Below are 20,303 nucleotides of genomic sequence, written 5' to 3' on the forward strand. Positions count from 1 at the left end.
GCGCCCGGACCTGGGTCCGTGGTTGACCGAGCGGCAGGGCGAGTGGGACACGATGGTGTGGGCGAAGGTCGACCGGGCGTTCCGGTCCGCCAAGGACTGCGCGGACGTGGCGTACTGGGCGGAGGAGAACCACAAGGTCCTGGTGTTCACCGACGACGGGATCACCCTGGACTACCGGGAGGGTTGGGAGTCGTCGTTCGGGAACGAGCTGGCGAAGGTCTTCCTGATGCTGGTGTCGATCTTCGCGGAGTTGGAGCTCAAACGGATCAAGGCCCGCGTCGGCACCGCGCACAAGCACGTGCGCAAGACGGACCGCTGGGCTGGCGGGCAGCCGCCGTACGGGTACCGGATCGTCGACCGCTCCGGCGGCGGCCGCACCCTCGAACCGGACTCGGTCACCTCCGAGGCCGTCCGCTACATGGGCAAGCTCCTGCTGGAGGGGCAGAGCCAGTGGACGATCGCCACGGGCCTGGAAGCCGCCGGCTTCGACACCCCGTCGATGCACGCGTTCAAGAATCAGGGCGAGTCGTACGCGAGCAAGCGCAAGACCGCGCCGTCGAACCACTGGGACCCGACCAGCGTGGCCAAGATCCTGCGCTCGCCGGCGACGATGGGCCTGAAGCTGACCGGCCGCTCCGTGAAGGCGCGCAAGATCGCCCGCGACGCTAAGGGTCTGCCGATCCAGATGGCCAAGCCCCTCTTCACCGAGGGGGAGTGGGCCGCGATCCAGGCAGTGATGGCCCGAGCGGTCCATCACCAAGGAACGATCGAACGGCGCCTCGCCCTGGCTCGGCGTGCCGCACTGCGACCGCTGCGGCGACCGGTTCTACCGGCAGGTGAACCTCGCCAAGAACGGCAAGATCTACGAGTACTACCGGTGCGCGAAGACGGCAGGCAAACCGGCCTGCAAGGGCCAGTCCACCGAGGGCGATCGCGTCACCGCGGCGATCGCCGCCCTGGTGGAGCGGTTGGCCGGCCTGGCGATGACTGTGCGCAGGTTCATCCCCGGTGAGGGCCACACCGAGCAGCTCAACCACGTCACCGTGGTGATGAAGGATCTCCGGGAGGAGAAGCGCCGCAACCTGTTCGACTACCCCGGCGGCGACGACGAGTACTCCGAAGCCCTCGAAGTCCTCGTCGACGAACGCCGCCGCCTTGCCGCCCTCCCACAACGCCCCTCCGCCTGGGTCGAGGTCGAGACGGGCCAGACCTTCGCCGACGCCTGGACCCAGGCCGACCAGGAACGACGCCGCCAACTCCTCCTCGGCCTCAAAGCCCGCCTACACCTGACACCCACCGTCGAAGGCTGGTATCTACCTGCCGAACTCGAAGCACGAGTAAGGCAGCTCGAGTACGCCGAAAGGTCGGCATAGCTCGGGTGGTCCGGGTTCTTCTCGTAGCTGTTGGCTCAGCGGTGACGCCAGAGCGAGTGCAGCCGCAGAACGTCCATCTGCCAGTGCTGTTGGAGGCCGTTCTGCGGGTGCGGTAGCTCCCTGCCGAGCGCTGACGCGACCTCGCGGTAGACCGCAGTCGGGGCGTGGTCACCCGTCACGACAAGAGCGGACAGCAACGGCTCGTCGGCTGGCGTGTCACCGTCGATCCTGGTGAGCAGCTCACGTTGGTTGGACCCCTGGAGCCAGGGAAGTTCGCGGTTCAGCCGTCGGCCGATCCCCGACCAGGTGATGGTGGATTGGTGCCGGGCGACATCCCGCAGAACGCGCCCCACGTTCTCGGCGAGTTCGACGAGCGTGGCCTCCGGGAGGGCACAGTTCTGCACCGCATCCCTGGGCTTCTCGCTGGCCGTCGCCCGCGTGTCCTCGGCCGCTGTGGTGGCGGCAGACGGAGGCGCCGAGCCGGCGGGTTCGGGTCGTGGCGAGGTTGTCCCCACCAAGGTGGCCCGCAGTTGGGAGCAGATCTCGAACAGCTCCTGAAGATTCTGGGGGACACCGCAGACGAGCTTGCGCCGGAGGATCCTGGCGTGGGCGAGATCGCTGCGCAGGGTGAGCGGGTCCCCGTTCTCGCCCGCCCGGCGGGCGTTCTCCAGCAAACCGCGGATGCGAGCCAGGACGTCGCCCTCCTCGCGCGAACCGATCCACTTGTGCAGATCCCCCAACAGTCGACGAAGGGTTTTGGCCGTCGTGCCGGGCACCCCGGGTGCGCCGAGGGCGCGCACCGACTCCTCACGGACTCCGGTCGCGGCGGACACGTCGTCGGCAGCCTTGGCCCGCGCGAAACGGGACACCAGGTCGGCGGCCCGGGAGGCGTGGCCGGACGAGGGGTGATCCGCCTGGCGGGGGGCCGGGATCCCGGGCTGCCTTGTTCCAGTGGTGTCTTCGGCCTCGGCAGCGGGTGTGGGCTTGCCGGCATGCTCGGCCCTGACGGCGACTGCCGCCACGGTGACGCGTTCGGGTCGTGTGGGGCGGTTTCCCGAGCTGGGTAGGCCCGGTCGGCCGGCGACCGTGGTTCCCGTGGTTCGATTCGCACCGCTGCGGGTGGCTTGGACGGTGTGTCCGAGCACCCTGGCGAATTCTTCGAGGAGGGTGGGGCTGGGCAGCACGACGACGCCTTCGGCGCGGGCGGTCTCGAAGTTGTGCAGTTGTTGTTCCGCCTGCCGGATCGCGGTGGCCAGTCGGCCGGCCCGCCTGCCTTGCGTGCGGGGCCGGAGGTCCTGAGCCTCGCGCAACACCTGCCGTAGTTCCCGAACCTTCGGCGGCTCCGCGTGGTCGGGCCGGGAGCGCGGTGCAGCGGTCGAGGCCGGTGCGGACCGGTAGTGGTCGTGGGTCGCTCGGACCGCCTTCTCGCACCAGCGCTGGAAGGCGGCCTCCGCCACGGGTACCTCCGCGTTCAGTTGACGCAGCACGGTTCGCAGGTAGGGGAGGACGCGCCCGGACCGGCCTTGGACCAGGACGCACAGCGGGGCTCGGCCCGGGTGGAGCGGTCGATCGACCTCGACCAGGAGGGAACGCCGCTTCGGGTCAGGCAGGTGTGACAGATCGAAGTGGGCCCGATCGGAGAGGTCCTCCCATGAGGTGGTCTCTCCCGCGCGAGCGACTCTGATCAGCACCTGGCGGAGGAGTTCCGCGAGAGGGCTGCGCGGGGTATCGTCGGGTCCGGTCTCGACTCGGGTCGGAGCCGCTTTCGGCGGGGCTGAGGCCGGCGGGCCGGCGGGGGCAGGGTCTTCCAGAGCGACCTCGGGGCGCCAGAGGCCGGTCCGTTCGGCTTCCAGACCGGACAGTCGGGTCAGGCCGTCGGCGTGGACGGCCCAGCCGGTGTTCCCACCGGAGGCGTCGAGGTCGTCGACGAGCAACCGGGCCACCCCGCTGAGCCGGTAGACGTACTGCTCGGTGGGGGTCGGCACGGCATCGGGCAGCGAGACGTAGGAGCGGACGATCCGGCTGGCGGCCGCCTTCACGAACGCCGCGACCAAGTAGCGGCCGGCCACGGCGAAGTGCGACGCGGCCGGGGGAGCCGCGGTCGTATCCACCGCGAAGACGACCTCCGCGCCCCGGAGCGGCAGGCTCGCCGGAAACGGGGTCTCTCCCACGGTGCGAGTGAGCAACGAGCCCTCGGCTCGCAACGTGTCCAGTGCGGGGGGAATCAGGCCCTCGCTGGTCATCCGGCACGACTCGAGCGGCGCCCACGGGATGGCCCCGGTACCGGCGGTCACCAGTCCGATCAGGACACGGCGGTCGGTCCCCTGCGTCTCGCAGCGGACCCGCAGGGCGTAGCCGCGTCGGGCCACCATGTCGTTGACCACGACGCCGTCCCGACCGAAGACCCATTCGACCCGGCCGGTCTTCGCACCGAGGCTCTCCACGGCTCGCCGCCAGCTCCGGTAGTCGCCGGGGTGGAGCGCGAACCGCAGGTGCTGCTCGGTGGCGCGCAGCCAGAAGTCCACGGCGTCCCCGGGCCCGTGGCCCAGGCTGCGGAGGTCGCCCTGGGCCAGGTGGCCCTGGTCGGCCAGCCAGGCTTTCACATCGCGTTTGATGAAGAGGTGGTCGGCGCTTTCCACGCCGGTCGCGCTGCGGTGGCAGGTGGGCTTGCTGCCGTCGCGGTCCGGGTAGTGGGAGAAGTGGCAGACCTTCCACTCGTACCGTTTGGTCATCAGCTTCTCGCCGCAGCCGCCCAGGTGCGTGCCGCACCAGAACTGGTCGGTTCCGAAATGGCGTCGGAACTCGTCCAGATTGTGCGGTTCCTCGGGGGCGATGACGGGCCGGTCCGAGTCCGGGCCTCCGATGACGGCCGTCTGTACGCGTCGGCTGTCGACTGCTGCCACTGGGTTACCGCCCGATCGGTCCGTCGCTTGCTTGCGGCAGAGGATATGTCATGCCTGAGCGACGGCCATCGTCCGTTGCCCGAATCGTGACCCGTGTACGAATGGGCTGGAGCCCTCTAAAGTTTCGGCCACTCAGCGGGCCGTGAAGGCCGCCGTGTTCTCGCGGGCCCATTGGGGGGTGTGGGCAGACGGCCGGGGAGCGTGAACGGTGTCGGCACTGGGGGCGGGCCGTGGGTGGGTGGCTTTCCGGTGGCCGAGGAGGGAGGCGGTCATCGGCACGGGCATGTGACTGCCCAATATCGTTCGGCCGAAGTGCGGATTGATCTGCTCGACCGCCACGGAACCGATCACGGAGGACGGGGCGCAGGACACGACGCGGTGACCCAGAACATTGGGGGAATGGGCGTGCGGGCTCTACCTCGAACAGTGGACATTTTTTGACGTCGGCATCTTTCGCACGCTCTACCGGGTGGCTGACGCCCAGTTGGCGGCCGCGTGTCCGGCTGTGACGCGGCGAACAGTGGCGGTGCCCGGTGCTGGGCTTCCGTTGGTACCCGCCTCCCGGAAAGTGGTCACGACCGAATCGTCCGACCATCTCAAGGGGTTTCGATGCCGGAGACGAACAGTGGGACTGCCGATCCCTCGCCCATTTCGGTGGAAGCGGTGCTCGGCGCTAGGTCGGCGGCGGTGCTCGTGGAGCTCCAGCGTGCCGACGGGAAGGCTGCCGCGCTCTGCGCGCTGGCCGGCGGGATGCTGGCCGCAGCGGTGGCGGCTGTCCCGGTCTGGTCTACCGGACCGACGGTGATGACCGCGGCGGTGCTGTGCGGCTGTGGGCTCCTGCTCGCTGCTGCGACAGCCGCGCTTGTCGCCATCCGGCCCGTGCTACCGCCGGGGCGGTCGCTGGCCGAGCTGGAATCCTTCCGATCCGGTCCGGCGGTGGCGAGCGACCTCGCCGACCTGGCGGCTCTGGACCGGACTGCCCTGGTCGAGCTGGAGGCGCAGCGCCTGTGGCGGCTGGCCGGGCTCGCCGAGCGGAAGTTTTGGGCCGTCAGGACATCGGTGGACCTGATCGCTGCGGCGGGCACAGTGACTGGAATCGGCCTGTCGATTTCCTGCATTAATTGAGAGCATCATGCCGCTGTAGTCCGAGGAAACTCAGGGAGGCACATGTATCTTCGTCATGAATCCCTCATCGGTGATCAGCTCTGGTCAGAAATGCGCAATCTCGCACCGGAACGTATCCGTCCCGCCAGATCCATGCTGCTCCGCCAAGGTGATCCCGGCACCCAGGTGATCTTGCTCAGCTCCGGATCCACCCTGGTCACCCTGGCAGGCATCAACGGCGAGCGGACGCTGCTAGCCGTCCGCGGCGCAGGCGAACTACTCGGCGAACTCGCGGTCCTGGACGCCCAGCCGCGCTCGGCCTCGGTGATCGCCGCCGAACCATGCCACGTTCACCTCATCCCCGTTCCCGACTTCCTCGCCTTCGTCCACAAACACGATCTGACAATTCCCTTGCTGCGGCATGCCATCGCGCGCGTCCGGGAGGCGGAGGTGGTCCGGTTGGAAATGGCGACCGCGCCCGTGCCGGTGCGTCTGGCCGCGGCGCTGGGCCGACTGGTCCAGGCAGCTTCCCGGCACAGTGCCGAGACCGTGGTGCGATTGACCCAGACCGAGCTGTCGCAGCTGATCGGTGCCTCCCGGAACGGCGTGGGCACCGCGATCAAGCCGTGGCGGGAACGGGGCTGGCTCGGGACCGAGGCCGGCGGCGGACTGGTCATCCGGAACATGCCGGCCATCCAGGCCCACGCGCTCGCCTGAGTGACGCAGGCCACCGCGGCGGTGCCCAGTAGTGGGCACCGCCGGTTCGTTCGGCCGAGCAGCATGGGGCCTCGTCCACCGCCCCGACTGCCGAAAGGCCAGCACCCGTGACTTCCTACGCCTCCACGCCGGACCTCGATGCAACGGGCCACGACGTGCCGCCCGAGCAGGCCGTCATGGTCGTTGACATGAAGGGCTACAGCCGGCTCCCCGAAGTGCAGATGGCGCCGGTCCGGTCCGATCTGGACAGCATCCTGGAGACCGTCTTCGCCCAGAGTGGACTGCCCTCGCCCTACACCTTGGGCACCGGGCACAGGGACGCGGGCGACGGTGTCATCCTGCTCCTCCCGCCCCGGCACGTCGCGCGGCTGGTCGATCCGCTGCTGGGGAGCCTGAGTGCCGCGCTCCAGCGCTACGAGGGCATCCGGATGGCCGCCGCACCGGCCATCTGCCTCCGCGCCGCCATCCACGTCGGCCCGCTGAGCGTCCCCGACCACCGCGGCGCCGCGATCAACGACGCCTGCCGGCTGGTCAACAGCGACGCCGCCTACCAGGCCATCGCGGCCGCGGCCGACAACGGGCTGTTCCTGGCGGCCGTCCTCTCGGAGCCCGTCTACCGGCGCTCCGTGCAGGCCGGGCGCACCTGCCCCGAGCTGCCGGAACACCAGTTCCTTGCGGCCACCGCTCGGGTGGCTGACAAGCCCGGGTTCGAGGAACCCTGCCGGCTGCTCGTCCCGGGCCTGTCCGCCGACTCCCTGCGCGGGTACCTGCCCGACCCCAACAGCGCCGCTCCGCGCCCCGCTTCGGTGTCCCCGGCGGACCCCGCGCTGGAGCGGCCCGCCAGGGCGGGGGCCGTCTTCAACTTCCACAGCGAGCTCAACGACTCGGTGATCAACGGACACGTCGAGAAGTTCCGGATCGACCGCCGCAGTCGTTGAGCCGACACCACTTCATCCGTCGCATCCGTCGCATCCGTCCAAGGGAGAAGTCTGTGTCCGAAACCCTCCACCCGCCCCGGTCCGCTGACGAGCCGAACGACGAGAGGCGCAGCGGCGAAGAGCTCGAGTCCCGGCTGCCGAAGTGGGTACAGCCCCGGCAGGACCACCGCTCGGAGCCGCCCGATGCCCCGCTGGCCTCGGTCGAGGAGGTTCCGGAGCAGCCCGCCACCCAGGAGATGGCTTCTGGTGTCCACACGGTCGCCGGTCTGGTGGCGAACTTCCACAGCCCGGTCGAGGTCGTTGCCGGCGTCGTCGAGCAGTTGATCCTCGAGACCCGCAAGCGGGATGTCCTCGAGGGCGAGGAACTGGACCGCGAGGCCTTCCTGAAGCAGCCGTTCGTCCGTGACGCGTGGGTGGGCGCCTGGCGGGAAACGCTCGACCCGGACACGGGCGGGTTGCGGGCGTCGGTCCTGGTCGTCGTCGCCCCCCGCGCGATCGGCGCCACTACCTTCGCGCTGCGCCTGCTGGCTGAGCACACCGCGCCGAGCACCCCGTTGGTCAAACTGCAGGCGGATTGGAACTCGCCCAGCCGGAACCGGTTGCCCTTGGAGGAACGGCGGGCCTTCCAGCTCGACCTCAAGGATCCGGACACAGACCGGGTCTCGGCCGACTTCCTCGCCTCGCTGGGGAAGCATGCCGAGCACCTCGCCGACTGTGGGTCCAACCTGGTGCTGACGGTGGCCCAGGAACTCTGGGATGCCCCCGGCCTGGTCTCCCGGCCCGGCGTTCAGGTGCTCCGTCTGACGGAGCCCCCGGCCGCGGGCTCGGTGGTGGAGGCCCACCTCGAGGCCGGTGGCCACCACGAGCCGGCCAGGGAGATCAAGGCGTCCACGCAGGCCCGGTCTCAACTGCACGGCTTGAACGCGGTGGAGGCGGTCCGGGCGGTCCACCGGATCCTCGCGGTCTGGGAGGAGCACCGCCTGAACCAGCAAGTGCCTTCCCTGCTCCGCAGCGGAGCGGAGCGCGACGCGGCGAAGACGTTCGAGGACCGTGTGCTCGACGCGCTGTCGGACTGGCGTGGGGAGTTGGACGAGCTCTTCGGGGACCGCACCGTCGCTAGTGGCAGGACCGAGCGGTCGTTGGCGATCGAGGACCGCTACTTGTTGCTCGCCCTGGCGGTGCGGCAGTCCGCGCCGGTGTCCCTGGTGTCCGCCGGTGCACGGCAGTTGCAGGCGGCGGTGGAGTCCGCCAACAGCGGCCCAACGACAGGGTCGGCCGCCCAGGCGCCCTTCGCGGGTCGTGGTCTGCGCCGCCGGATCCAGGACGTCGGTGCCACGGTCGACGGGCGCGACGTGGTGCTCTTCGACCGGCCGGCCTACGGGCGGGCGGTGCTCGAGTACGTCTGGGACAACTACGAGGACATGCGCACGCCACTGCTCGGCTGGCTCGCGAAGCTCGCGGACCGGCCGGACCCGACGGACCCGGTGGTCCGGACGCTCGCGTCGCTGGCCCTGCGTCACAGCACCAGGGAACACCTCAACAAGCTCGCAGAGCTGGTCGCGTCGGACCTGCTGGGCGCCGTCCTCCGGACCGCGGTGTACGACGAGCATGTCGGACGCCTCGTCTGGGCCACGCTCTACCAGTGGGCCGACACGAACGGCAGCGCGCCCATCGTGGTCTCCACCTGCCGCCTCGTTCTGGCCGATCCCGACGTCGGCTCCGCTGTCGCGAAGATGGCCGTGGTCCGGCTGCGGCGAGTGGCACAGCGAACCAACGACCCGGCCGTCAGGCAGAGCGTGCTCACGGTATTCGAGGAGCTGGCTCGCCAGCCCAAAGGCCGTCCCCGGTTGGTTGCGGAGGTCCGGACCTGGCAGCAGGCGGAGAACGCGTCCCGAAACGGGAGGAGCGGGAACCTGGCCTTCCTGGCCCTGATGTCGGTGGACGGCCCGGGGCTGCCCTGGCTGCTGTCGGCCGATGCGCCGGAGATCGACGTCCAGCGGGCCCTTGCGGAGCTGCTCGGCGACCCGGACACCGCGGTCGAGACCATCTCGCGGATCACCGGCTGGATCCACTCCTGCGCGGGCGACGCCGACTCCGACAGCTACGGGCAGCTCCGTGACCAGCTGCTCGTGCCGCTTCGTGGGCACCGGATGTTCCAGGCCGGGATGGACCTGATGCAGGCGCTCACGGGCTCCGTCACGGCGCAGGGCGTCAACATCGCCGAGGACTTCTACCAGCACCTGGTCGGTGCCCCGTTCCACAAGCTCTTCGTGCCCGACGGCACTGCTCGATGAGGTGGCCGTGGCAGCGGGCCGCGCGCACCATCGGTTGCCCGCGGCCGTGCCAACTTCCCAGCACCGAAGCGGGTGTACCGTTCGAGGCGACCTTCACTCTGACCTGGCGGCCCGCCTTGCGGCAGCGGGCCAACCTGGCGGAGCAGATCCGCAGCGACCTCCGCGCCGCCGCCGCGGAAGTGACCTCCGGACTGCAACCCGACGACCTGCTCGGGGCTGAGGACACCCTCAACGCTGTGCTCGGCACGACCGATGGGCGGCGCACCCCGCACTACCGACTGCTGTCCGCGAAGTTCACCCTCCGCCTGTCGCCCACCGCGCAGAAGACCCTGGCCACCCGGCGGGCCGACACCGAACGGATCAAGCGGCTGGAGTTCCTCAAGACAGCTCTCTACGACCACCCGGACCTCGTGGTGCTAGACCGCGTCGAGGGGACCTCCGAGCTTCCGGACGAGGACCGGGTAGCTGACTTGCAACGGCTCTCACGCGCGATCAGGTCCTGCAACGCGTGGTGGTACCCGCTCCTCGAGCAATGGGAGGCGGTCGGCGCCGGATTCCAGGACCCGGAGACCCGGCACGAGGCCATGAAGGTCCTGCTCCAGCACTCCGTCTCGGCCTTGAAAGTGGCCACCGTGCCGCCGAACCGGGCCGCCTTGGACGGACGGGCCGAATGAGGGTGGCCCTCTGGCGGGTCCTGCTCGCCCCGCTCACGACCCTGCGGGCGCTCCGCCTCCAGAGGCTCAGCCGATCCCCGTTCGACTTCGACAGCGCGTGGCGGCAGGCCCGGATGCGCTGCGCGCCCGACGAGGTCGAGTACCTCTTCCAGCGACATATCCAGGAGGCGGAGGCCCGCAGACCCGATCCGTAACTCGGCCGGTTCCTCCTTCCAAGGAGAACCGCGACGGGCCGCGCCAGCCGGACATGTTGGTAAAGGACCCACTGGCTGCTTCCCCTTATGGTGAGGCAACGGGACGCAGTCGTTCGAAGCGGGAGATGCGAGTTCCGGCCCCGTGGTGTTTCGATGCGCCACGGGTCGAGCCGGGCAAGGTGCGGGAGTTGCCCCAAATGTTGGACGCCGGAGACACGCGGACCGTGATGGGTGCGGACGAACGGGAGTCCGGCATCGGCGCGCGAGCTCAGGCCGCTACGCAAACCCTACTGGCCGCGAACCCGTCGCGAATGCCGTAGTTAACCGACTGTCCGTGAGATAGACGCAGGAAACGATCGGGTAAACACACGTTCTGCCCACCAAGCCCGCTGGCAGGCTGCGCAACATGGGTGTCTATCTCCGCACGAGCCTCAAGGCCGGTCCGTTCCGGTTCAACCTCTCACGGTCCGGGATCGGCGTGTCGGCCGGAGTGCCGGGCTTCCGGGTCGGCACCGGCCCCCGGGGCAACTACGTGCGGATAGGGGCCCGTGGTGTCTCCTACCGGTCGACGGCCGCCAGGCCGAGGCAGAGCGGGACGCCTTCCCCTGGTGCGTACAGTCCGGCGACCGACGCCATCCTGGCAGGGAGCGTCGCGGTACAGGAGATCCCGACTGCTACCGTCGAGGAACTGCAGGGCTCCAACCCGAGCGAGTTCATCAATCAGCTCCAGGCCGCCGCACGACGCCGATCCGTGTGGCCATGGGCGGCAGTCGCAGCGCTGCTGCTCTCCGCCCCACTTGCACTTCTTCCCCTTCTGGTCCTCGGGCCGCTCGTGAACTGGCTCTACCTGCGGGACCGGGCCGCACAACGGGTTGTCGCCTTCTACGACTTTGAGGCCATCCCGGCAGAGCGCTTCTCGAGTCTCGTCGATGCGGCAGAGGCGTTGCGGAGCTGTGCGAAGAACTGGTCGATCACAGCCTCCGGGCGCGTCGTCACCACGACCCAGCACAAGATGAACAGCGGCGCGTCGTCGATCGTGCGCCGAGAGCCCGCTGCGGTCCGGATGACCGGTCCTCGTCACCTGGTGACGAACATCGCCGTTCCCACGTTCACCTGCGGGAAGACGTCGCTGTACTTGCTCCCTGACCGGGTACTCATCTGCGAGGGCAGGACCTTCGCCGACCTGCCATACGCGGCGCTGTCGGCCACCGCGCAGAACCTGCAGTTCATCGAACCCGGCAGCGTTCCCAAAGACAGTCAACGGGTCGGCACCACGTGGAAGTACGTCAACGTCAAAGGCGGACCGGACAAGCGGTTCAAGAACAACCCGCAACTGCCCGTCATGCTCTACGGCAGGCTCGGCTTCACCACCCCCAGCGGCCTGAACATCCTCTGGGACTGCTCCAGACCGACAGCAGCCGCGCAACTGGCCCGCTCGGTCTCCTCCTACGCCGCTCCGCCCCAACTGCAGCAGTAGCCAGGACGCACAGAGAAGGACTGCGTCGCGCACGGGCTCACGGCGCGCCCCTCAGCCGCCTCGCAGAAGAACGATCACGCCTACCGATGAGGCACCGCAGGGCGGGCCGTCGGCGACGCACTCGCGATAACACACCGCCTCGGCGATCACGCTCCGTGGCTGGTGGACAGGCTGCCCTGCTTACCACCGCGAGTGCGGGGCCGACCGGGCAGACGCGTCGGCCCCGGGTGCGAAAAATCCAATCGGAGGGTGTCGTGGGACTTCTCTCGCCGCTGGCGTAGTTGCTACCGAGGGGTAGCCCCGGCGTGTGGAGTACCGCACGCCGGGGCTACCTCTTGATTCTGTCGAACTACCCGTTCTTGCCGGTTAGTTGTTCAGGTCGAACACTGCGGTGACGGGCGCGTGGTCGGACCACCGTTCCGTGTGGGTGGCTGCGCGCTCGACGTGGGCCTCGATGCATTTGTCCGCAATGCCCGGAGTTGTCACGATTAGGTCGATGCGCCAGCCGGAGTCGTTGTCGAAGGCGCGGCCGCGGTAGGACCACCAGGAGTAGGGGCCGGTGCGGTCGGGGTGGAGGGTGCGGACGACGTCGACGTAGCCGGCTTCGTCGTAGACGCGGGAGAGCCAGGCGCGTTCCTCGGGGAGGAAGCCGGCGGACTTCTGGTTGGCCTTCCAGTTCTTGAGGTCTTCGGGGCGGTGGGCGATGTTCCAGTCGCCGCAGACGACGACCTCGCGGCCGTCGGCGGCGGCGCGGGTGCGGAGGGCGGTGAGGTGGACGAGGAATTCCGCCATGAAGCGTTCCTTCTCGTCCTGGCGTTCGGTGCCGACCTCGCCGGAGGGGAGGTAGAGGCTGGCGACGGTCAGCCCCGGCAGGTCGATCTCGACGTACCTGCCGGTGTTGTCGAACTCCTCGGACCCGAATCCGATGACGGTCCGCTGCGGCTCCTGGCGGGACAGGACGGCGACGCCGGCCCGGCCCTTGGCGACGGAGGGGGCCCAGACCGCGTGCCAGCCGTCGAGGTCGCGCAGTTCGACGGGCAGTTGCTCCGGCTCGGAGCGCACCTCCTGGAGGCAGACCACGTCCGCCTCGGTGCCGGCCAGCCACTCGACGAAGCCCTTCTTGGCCGCCGCCCGGATTCCGTTCACGTTCACACTCGTCACCACGATCACCCGGGCAGCCTACCGAGTGCCGGGGCCTGCGCCGAAGCGTGACGCGCGCCGCCGCGGGATGACGTGAACGCGGCATGAATGTGTGCGACAGTCGCACCAAGCCGCGCCATTGGTCTTGACCATCTCCGGACGATGCCCCTAGGGTCGCTTACTGCAAAGACCTTTAATAAAGAAGGACGGATAAAAGCCCGCTCTCCCACCTGCCGCATCCGCGGACAGCGGGCCCGGGATCCGCCCTCCTTACCGCAGGGTGGACGAAGCAGGGTGGAGGACACGGTGGGGACGACTGGACAGCTTTCGGCGGTGCCGGAACCGAAGTACTGGCACCTGCGTACGGTGCTGCTGCGGGCCATCGACTCGGAGTTCTCCACCGGCCAGGTCCTGCCCAACGAGCGCGAGCTCTCCGCCCGCTTCGGGGTCGCCCGGGCGACCCTGCGGCAGGCCCTCGACCAGCTGGAGCTGGAGGGTCGCCTGGTGCGTCGCCGGGGGATCGGCACCCTGATCGCCGCCCCGCGGGTCGGCGTCCCGGTCAACCGGCAGGAGGAGGGCTGGCCCGGCGTCGGCCGCAGCCACGCCTGGAGGACGGTCGACTGCACCACCGCCCCCGCCCCGGCGCAGCTGGCCAAGGGCCTCGGCATCGCCGAGGGCGCCACCGTGCACACCGTTCGCCGGGTTCGCCTGGTGGAGGGCCGGGCGGTGGCCACCGAGTCGCTGCACGTGCCGGCCGCCGCGCTGCCGCACCTGCCCGGCTTCCGGGCAGAGAGCGACCGGGCCCGCTCGGTGCTGCGCCAGCTGGAGCGGCTGGAGGTGGACGGCGAGTCCCGCGCGGTCGAGCTGGGTGTCGCCGAGGCCGACGAGGCCGCCCTGCTGGAGCGCCCGCCCGGTTCGCCGGTGCTGGTGATGACCACCCAGTACGCGTCGGCCGGCCGCCTGGTGGCGCTCGCCGTCGCCACCTACCGGGCCGACACCTGCAAGCTGACCTTCGGCTCGACCGGGCTGGTCGAGGTCACCCCGGTCGGGGCTGCGGCCGAGGTCCGCACCGCCTCCTGAACCACTTTTCCGACACCCTCAGACCGAGGCCCGAACGCCCAACTGGCGTCCGGGCCTCGGCCGTTGTGTGGGTTGAGTTGTGTGGGCGGAGTGGTCCGGGCGGAGCTGGGTCCGGACCGCTGCCCGGGCGGAGCTGAGTCCGGACCGCCGCCCCGGGTTCAACCCAGGGCGGGGCGGTCCGGGGCCGTCAGGCGCGGCCGTTGCCGGTGGTCGGCGGGTCGACGGCGAACAGCTGGTCCTCGACGTGGTCGAGGGCGACGCGGAGCGCGCCCATCGCCACGACCTCGGAGCCGAGCGCGGCGAGCGCCACCTCGGGCGCGCGGAGGGTGAACTGGGCGAGGCGCTCGCGCAGCGGCTCCAGGACGCCGTCGAGGCCGGCCGCCCAGCCGCCGATCACGACGAGCTGCGGGTCGATGGCGAGGACGAGCGCGGCGACGCCCTGGACCAGGCGGGTGAGGAAGCGGTCCATGGCGACCTTCGCGACCTCGTCGCCCTCCCTGGCGAGCCGCAGGACGCGGGCGACGGCGGCCTCGTCGAGCGGGTTGAGCGGCTTGCCGGTGGTGGAGAGGAGCCGCTCGGGGGTGACCTCCTGGCCGAGCAGGTGGAGGGCGCCGATCTCGCCGGCCGCCCCGCCGTAGCCGCGGTGCAGCCTGCCGTTGATGAGGGAGCCGGCGCCGGGGCTGAGGCCTGCCATGACGAAGACGACGTCACCGGCGCCGACCGCCGCGCCCTGCCAGTGTTCGGCGATGGCGGCGAGGTTGGCGTCGTTCTCGATCAGGACGGGGCAGCGGAAGGAGCGCCGAAGCCGGGCGCCGAGGTCGAGGCCGGTCCAGCCGGGCATGGCGGTGCCGAGTTGGATGGTGCCGTCGCGGTCGACGATGCCGGGGGTGCCGATGCCGACGGCCCAGAGGTTGTCGCGGGAGATGCCGGCCTTGCGCAGGACCTCGGCGACGGCGGTGCGGACGGCGGCGAGCCGGTCCTCGGCGTCCAGGGTCTCGTCGACCGGCTTGAAGTGACTGCCCACCACCTCGCCGGTGAGGTCGGCGAGGATGACGTGGATGTCGTGCACGCCGACCTCGATGCCGAGGATGTGTCCGGCCTCGGCGCGGAAGCGGAACCAGCGGGCCGGTCGGCCGCGCCGGCCGGTGCCGGGCTGGCCGTCCTCCTTGGGCTGGTCGACCTCGGCGACCAGCCCGGTTTCGACCAGACCCTCGATGACGCCCTCGACGGTCGGGCGGGAGAGCCCGGTCTCGCCGACGAGCTGGGTGAGGGTCACGGAGTGGCCGGTCCGCAGCGCCCGAAGCGTGACCGCCGCGTTGATCCGCCGCAGCAGCGAGGAGTCTCCTCCGGTGAGCCGATCCGCCAATGCGATGCCCTTCGCCGTTCGCGCGACTGCCCTGGCGCGCGGTGTCGAGTGCGCGGTGCCCACCGAATGGCCCGCGGGGGTGTGCCACCCCCGGAACGCGGCACGGCGGCGCGGGGCCGCCTGCGCCAGGGCCGGAGGACAAGCGGAGCCTACCCGGGGGTGGGCCCGCTGGGCGAGAATCCTTGCAGCTCATCCCGGCTTCGGTATCGAAATGGTACGCATCGGGTGGTGGTGCACGACCCGGGCTTCACGGCCCGGCCACGGGCCGCCCGCCGCCGGGCCGCCGGGACCGTACCGACCAGCGGGAACGGGCGGAGAACAGCGAGCCGAGGCTCAGCCGGGAGCCGGCCGACAGGGCGCTGAGCACGGAGCCGGCCGCCACGGGGGAGTCGGGCATGGCCCGATGGTAGCGGCGGCTCAGGGCATCCGCGCCGCGAACAGCCGCTGCCCGAGCAGTCCCATCGGGTGCCCGTCCTCGGGCAGCGCGAGGACGGTCGGGCAGCCGGCGGAGGTGAGGGCGGCCCGCCAGCGCTCGGCGGGGAGCGCCGGGAAGGCGGGGAAGCCGGGGGCAGCGGCGGACACCGGGAAGGTGGGAGCGGCAGGGTGGACAGGGGAGGCGGGGAAGGCCGGGGGGTCGGTGCGGGCCTCGGCGTCCCCCGTGATCAGCAGGTCGAGCTGTTCGCCGGTGGGCGCGAGCAGCAGCAGGTGCCCACCGGGCGCGAGCTGGTCGACCAGCTCCGGGACGACGGTGTCCGGGTGGCCGGTCACGGTGGCGACGACGAGGTCGTAGCGGCCGCCGTCGGGCAGCTGGTGGTGGTCGGCGCCGGGGCGGGGCCGGGTGGCGAGGGCCCGGGTGACGGTGGAGTCGGCGTCGTCCTGGCCGAGTTCGAGGATGCGCAGCGGCTGCGGCCCGTCGTGGGTCTCGGCGATGCCGCGGACCAGCGCGCCGAGGGCGGCGCCGAGGTAGCCGCGGGCGGCCGTCCAGCGGATCGGGGCGGCGGCCGGGCGGGGGGCCTCCTCGCCGGTGATCAGCCGGGGCAGCCGTAGTGCGCCGCGCCGGATCCGGTCCAGGGCGGAGACCGGGCCGAGTCCGTCGTTCCAGGCCTCGACGGCGGGCCGCCAGGCCTCCCGGACCTCGGCCGCGGTGAGCTCGGGTCGGCCGTAGTGGACGTCGCCGTGCCGGGTGATCAGGCCGTGCCGGGTGAGGGCGTCGAGCCAGCGGCCGACCCGGGGCCGCTGGGCGGGGGTGACGAGGGCGGCGGCGAGGATCTCGGCCTCGGTGTGTCCGCGCCCGGGGTCGGTGAGGACGCCGCTCTGCTGGAGGGTCAGCAGCAGCGCGGACAGTACGGCGTGGTCGAGGTGGGTCCCGAAGGCCTGGACCTGTTCGGCGGTGACGCCTATGGCGTGCTTCCAGGCGATGGCGTCGGCGGCGTCGGCGGCGGTACGCAGTCGCCGGTCGGCGGCTTCGGCGTGGCTGTGCGGGGCGCGGACGTGGGCGAGGACGGCGCCGAGCGCGTCGACGGCGGCGTACACGTCGTCCTGTCGGGGTTCGGGGCCGACGTGCAGGACGAGCCGCAGGGCGCCGAGGTCGTGGTCGGCCAGGTCGGGGCGGCGGCTGAGTCGCCACAGCAGGGTGGAGGGCAGGCTGAGGTGGGTGGTGGCGCTGGCGGCGAGGTCGACGAGCTGCCGCTCGGGGTCCTGCCGGGGGTCGCCGCAGTGGACGGTCCCGCCGGCGAGCAGGGTGGCGAGGGCCAGTTCGACGGCGAGGTCGGTGGCGGGGTGGAGCACGGTGTGCCGGATGGGCGGCGGGCCGAGGACGCCCGCCCAGTGCCGCAGCCGCTGTTCGGCGGTGCGGGCGGCGGAGGGCGGCAGCGCGGCGTGGGCGGCGACGCGCTGGGCGAGGGCCCGGGGCAGGCCGCCCGGCGGGGAGACGCCGAGCAGCAGGCCGATGCCGCTGATCGCGCGCCCGTCGGCGACGACGGCGGGTCGGTCGCCGAGTTCGCGCAGCGCGCTGACCAGGGCTGGAGTCGTGGGCACGGTGATCACTCCGGGGTGCGGGGGAGAAGCCGCACTACTGAACCACGCGGTCGGGCCGGGTGATGCCGTGCACGGGTCAAACTTCTGTAATGATTTTCATATCGGACAGCCAAGGTGGGGGTCCGATCTCCACCCGAAGTGGTCGGAACTTCACATTCCGGATCCGGTGTGCGACCCCTTGACAGTCGGTGCGGGCGCTGGGTTACTTGGCGTGGGGGTCGTCCTGACCGAACGATCGGTCGGTGCGCCCGTCCTGGCCGACCTGCGGAGGAGCGACGATGACCGGCAGCGCACCCGCCCCGCGCCCGTACGGCGATGAGCCCGCCTACGGCGAAGCGCCCGTTTACGGTGAAGCGCCCGCCTGCGGCGAAGTGCCCGCCCGGCGCCTGGGTGAGCCGATCCCGCCCGCGCTGCTGGACGCCGGCGAGCGGATGGGCGTTGACGAGCTGCGCGCCCACCAGCTCACCCGTCTCCGGGCCACCCTGCGCCACGCGTACGACAACGTCGAGCTGTACCGCCGCAAGTTCGACGCGGCCGGCGTCGGCCCCGAGGACTGTCGCACCCTGGCCGACCTCGCCCGCTTCCCCTTCACCACCAAGGCCGACCTGCGCGAGGGCTACCCGTTCGGCATGTTCGCCGTCCCGATGGAGCGGGTCCGCCGGCTCCACGCCTCCAGCGGCACCACCGGGCGCCCGACCGTCGTCGGCTACACCGAGCACGACCTCTCGATGTGGGCCGACGTGGTCGCCCGGTCGATCCGCGCGGCCGGCGGCAGGCCCGGGCACAAGGTGCACATCGCGTACGGCTACGGGCTGTTCACCGGCGGCCTGGGCGCGCACTACGGCGCCGAGCGGGCCGGTTGCACCGTCATCCCGGCCTCCGGCGGCATGACTGCCCGGCAGGTGCAGCTGATCCAGGACTTCCGTCCCGAGATCATCATGGTCACCCCCTCCTACCTGCTCACCCTGCTCGACGAGTTCGAGAAGCAGGGCGTCGACCCGCGCAGCACCTCGCTGCGCATCGGCATCTTCGGTGCCGAGCCGTGGACGGAGGAGATGCGGCGCGAGATCGAGGACCGGCTCGACCTGCACGCCGTCGACATCTACGGCCTCTCCGAGGTGGTCGGCCCCGGCGTCGCGCAGGAGTGCGTGGAGACCAAGGACGGGCTGCACATCTGGGAGGACCACTTCTACCCGGAGATCGTGGACCCGTTCACCGACCAGGTGCTGCCCGACGGCGCGAGCGGCGAACTGGTCTTCACCTCGCTCACCAAGGAAGCGCTGCCGGTCATCCGCTACCGCACCCGCGACCTCAGCCGGCTGCTGCCCGGCACCGCGCGGCCGGCCTTCCGACGGATGGAGAAGGTCACCGGCCGCAGCGACGACATGATCATCCTGCGCGGGGTGAACGTCTTCCCGACCCAGATCGAGGAGGTCCTGCTGCGGACCCCGGGCGTCGCGCCGCACTTCCAGCTGCGGCTCACCCGGCAGGGACGGCTGGACCGCATGACCGTCCGGGTCGAGGCGCGGCCGGACGCCCCGGCCGAGCAGCGGGCTGCGGCGCGGGAGGCGATCGTCCGGGGGGTGAAGGACGGGGTGGGCGTCACGGTCGCGGTCGAGGTGGTGGAGCCGTACGCGCTGGAGCGCTCGGTCGGGAAGATCCGGCGGGTGGTCGACGAACGGGGGTGAGGCCGACGGGGGCCCGCAGCCCTGGGGCCTGCCGGAGGCGTAGGGCTGTCCGGGGGGATGCCCTACGCCTCCGGCGTCTATCGCCGTCCCGGCGGCCCCCGGCCGCTGCCTGCTGTCCCGCCAGCCTCCGCCTCGCGGACGCCTTTTGACGGACACCTTTTGACGGACACCCGCCGACGGAAGCTTGAGACCCATTCGGCGCACCGGGATCGTGGTCGCGGCCGAAGGTTCCCAGACTCGAACGAAAGAGGGGTGGACCCAACCAATCGGAAAGGCATCCTCATGAGCATCGGGCTGCGCCGCGTCCTCGCGGTGACCGCAGCGATTTCCCTCGGCCTGGGCGCGGCGTCCTGCGACAGCGCGTCGCAGTCGTCCAGCGGCGGCTCCGGCGGCGGCCCGGCTCCCCTCCCGGCCGCGGCCGGGAGGGGAGCCGGGCGGATAGCCCTGCTGCTGCCGGAGACCAGGACGACCCGCTACGAGCAGTTCGACCGGCCGCTGATCGAGAAGAAGATCAAGGAACTGGCGCCGGACGCGCAGATCGACTACTACGACGCCGGCCAGGACGCCGCCGTCCAGCAGACCCAGATCGACGCCGCCGTGAAGAAGGGCGCCAAGGTGCTGATCCTGGACGCGGTGGACGCCAAGTCGATCCAGGCGTCGATCCAGAAGGCGCACGACGCGGGCGTCAAGGTGGTCGCCTACGACCGCCTCGCCCAGGGGCCGGTCGACGCCTACGTGTCCTTCGACAACCGCAAGGTCGTCGAACTGCGGGGCCAGGCCGCGGCGGCGGTGGACGGCACGGCGGACGGCGGCGAGACGATCACGACCAACGGCTCGCCCACCGATCCCAACGCGGCCGACCCCAACACGGCTGACCCGAACGCGGCCGACCCCAACACGGCTGATCCGAACGCTGCCGCACCCAGCGCGGTCGACTCCAGCGCGTCCGGTTCCGAGGTGTCGGGCCGGAGTGTCCCGCTGACCGGCCAGGACTTCCAACTCGACGGCGTGCAAAGGATCCTGGCGGGCGCCCAGGCCATGTCGGTCTACAAGCCCTTCAAGTCGGAGGCCGACGTGGCCGCGCAACTGGCCGTCGACCTGGCCTACGGCCAGGAAATCGGCGGTGCCCTCGTGCCGACCACGGTGACCAGCGGCAGCAGCGACAAGGTGCCGGCCGGCCTGATCGCCCCGGTCGCGCTCACCAAGGACAACATCAAGGCCACCGTGGTCGCCGACGGCCTCTTCACCGTCGCCCAGATCTGCACGCCGGACTACGCCGCCGCCTGTTCCGCGGCCGGCCTCCAGTAGCTGCGGCGGG

The 20,303-nt window shown here is 71.0% G+C and carries 16 protein-coding genes; 11 read left to right on the top strand and 5 right to left on the bottom strand.

All coding sequences use genetic code 11. The features are described 5' to 3' along the window. Positions 1 to 10 precede the first annotated feature (10 nt). Both AB0P03_RS26175 and AB0P03_RS26180 read left to right on the top strand, forming a co-directional pair. On the top strand, positions 11 to 1,012 hold the full coding sequence (locus tag AB0P03_RS26175; protein WP_363631122.1) for a recombinase family protein: 1,002 nt from the start codon (positions 11 to 13) through the stop codon (positions 1,010 to 1,012). After that, positions 984 to 1,373 carry a hypothetical protein gene (locus AB0P03_RS26180; RefSeq protein WP_363631075.1) on the top strand — a complete coding sequence of 130 codons (390 nt, stop codon included), beginning with the start codon at positions 984 to 986 and terminating at the stop codon, positions 1,371 to 1,373. Before AB0P03_RS26175 ends, AB0P03_RS26180 begins: the two co-directional genes overlap by 29 nt. A gap of 35 nt (positions 1,374 to 1,408) precedes the next feature. Here AB0P03_RS26180 and AB0P03_RS26185 read toward each other — a convergent pair whose 3' ends face one another. Then, a complete protein-coding gene (locus tag AB0P03_RS26185) occupies positions 1,409 to 4,276 on the bottom strand; it encodes a hypothetical protein (protein ID WP_363631076.1) in 2,868 nt (955 codons plus the stop codon). A gap of 609 nt (positions 4,277 to 4,885) precedes the next feature. On the opposite strand from AB0P03_RS26185, the gene AB0P03_RS26190 reads away from it, so the two are divergent. From AB0P03_RS26190 to AB0P03_RS26215, 6 genes are all read left to right on the top strand, one after another. Then, positions 4,886 to 5,401, top strand: coding sequence for a Pycsar system effector family protein (locus AB0P03_RS26190; protein WP_363631078.1), 516 nt, complete (start codon positions 4,886 to 4,888; stop codon positions 5,399 to 5,401). Positions 5,402 to 5,443: 42 nt separating this feature from the next. Continuing rightward, positions 5,444 to 6,097, top strand: a complete 654-nt coding sequence (locus AB0P03_RS26195; RefSeq protein WP_363631080.1) for a Crp/Fnr family transcriptional regulator — start codon at positions 5,444 to 5,446, stop codon at positions 6,095 to 6,097. A gap of 107 nt (positions 6,098 to 6,204) precedes the next feature. Continuing rightward, a complete protein-coding gene (locus AB0P03_RS26200) occupies positions 6,205 to 7,035 on the top strand; it encodes a hypothetical protein (protein ID WP_363631082.1) in 831 nt (276 codons plus the stop codon). Positions 7,036 to 7,088: 53 nt separating this feature from the next. Continuing rightward, positions 7,089 to 9,329: a hypothetical protein gene (locus tag AB0P03_RS26205; RefSeq protein WP_363631084.1), complete on the top strand. Its 2,241-nt coding sequence runs from the start codon at positions 7,089 to 7,091 to the stop codon at positions 9,327 to 9,329. Positions 9,330 to 9,445: 116 nt separating this feature from the next. Continuing rightward, on the top strand, positions 9,446 to 10,003 hold the full coding sequence (locus tag AB0P03_RS26210) for a hypothetical protein (RefSeq protein WP_363631086.1): 558 nt from the start codon (positions 9,446 to 9,448) through the stop codon (positions 10,001 to 10,003). Positions 10,004 to 10,603: 600 nt separating this feature from the next. After that, the gene (locus AB0P03_RS26215; RefSeq protein WP_363631088.1) at positions 10,604 to 11,674 is read left to right on the top strand and encodes a DUF4236 domain-containing protein; all 1,071 of its coding nucleotides are present in this window, start codon (positions 10,604 to 10,606) and stop codon (positions 11,672 to 11,674) included. Between the two features lie 366 nt (positions 11,675 to 12,040). Here AB0P03_RS26215 and AB0P03_RS26220 read toward each other — a convergent pair whose 3' ends face one another. After that, entirely contained in the window at positions 12,041 to 12,844 is an 804-nt protein-coding gene (locus AB0P03_RS26220) for an exodeoxyribonuclease III (RefSeq protein WP_363631090.1), read from the bottom strand. 276 nt (positions 12,845 to 13,120) lie between these two features. Here AB0P03_RS26220 and AB0P03_RS26225 point away from each other — a divergent pair, with 276 nt between their 5' ends. Continuing rightward, a complete protein-coding gene (locus AB0P03_RS26225; RefSeq protein WP_363586693.1) occupies positions 13,121 to 13,894 on the top strand; it encodes a GntR family transcriptional regulator in 774 nt (257 codons plus the stop codon). A gap of 187 nt (positions 13,895 to 14,081) precedes the next feature. Here the strand turns inward: AB0P03_RS26225 and AB0P03_RS26230 are convergent, their stop codons facing one another. The 3 genes from AB0P03_RS26230 to AB0P03_RS26240 form a co-directional block, all read right to left on the bottom strand. After that, positions 14,082 to 15,260 carry an ROK family protein gene (locus AB0P03_RS26230; RefSeq protein ID WP_363586694.1) on the bottom strand — a complete coding sequence of 393 codons (1,179 nt, stop codon included), beginning with the start codon at positions 15,258 to 15,260 and terminating at the stop codon, positions 14,082 to 14,084. A 247-nt stretch (positions 15,261 to 15,507) separates the two neighbouring features. Further along, complete coding sequence (locus AB0P03_RS26235) at positions 15,508 to 15,657, bottom strand: hypothetical protein (RefSeq protein WP_363586695.1); 150 nt, start codon at positions 15,655 to 15,657, stop codon at positions 15,508 to 15,510. Positions 15,658 to 15,677: 20 nt separating this feature from the next. Further along, positions 15,678 to 17,297: a hypothetical protein gene (locus AB0P03_RS26240; RefSeq protein ID WP_363631091.1), complete on the bottom strand. Its 1,620-nt coding sequence runs from the start codon at positions 17,295 to 17,297 to the stop codon at positions 15,678 to 15,680. A gap of 431 nt (positions 17,298 to 17,728) precedes the next feature. Here AB0P03_RS26240 and paaK point away from each other — a divergent pair, with 431 nt between their 5' ends. Together paaK and AB0P03_RS26250 are read left to right on the top strand one after the other, a co-directional pair. After that, on the top strand, positions 17,729 to 18,985 hold the full coding sequence (gene paaK, locus AB0P03_RS26245; RefSeq protein WP_363586719.1) for a phenylacetate--CoA ligase PaaK: 1,257 nt from the start codon (positions 17,729 to 17,731) through the stop codon (positions 18,983 to 18,985). Positions 18,986 to 19,267: 282 nt separating this feature from the next. Further along, positions 19,268 to 20,293: a substrate-binding domain-containing protein gene (locus tag AB0P03_RS26250; RefSeq protein ID WP_363586697.1), complete on the top strand. Its 1,026-nt coding sequence runs from the start codon at positions 19,268 to 19,270 to the stop codon at positions 20,291 to 20,293. Positions 20,294 to 20,303: the final 10 nt, after the last annotated feature.

The organism is Kitasatospora sp. NPDC088779 (assembly GCF_040685395.1).
In the GTDB taxonomy this organism is placed as follows: Bacteria; Actinomycetota; Actinomycetes; order Streptomycetales; family Streptomycetaceae; genus Kitasatospora.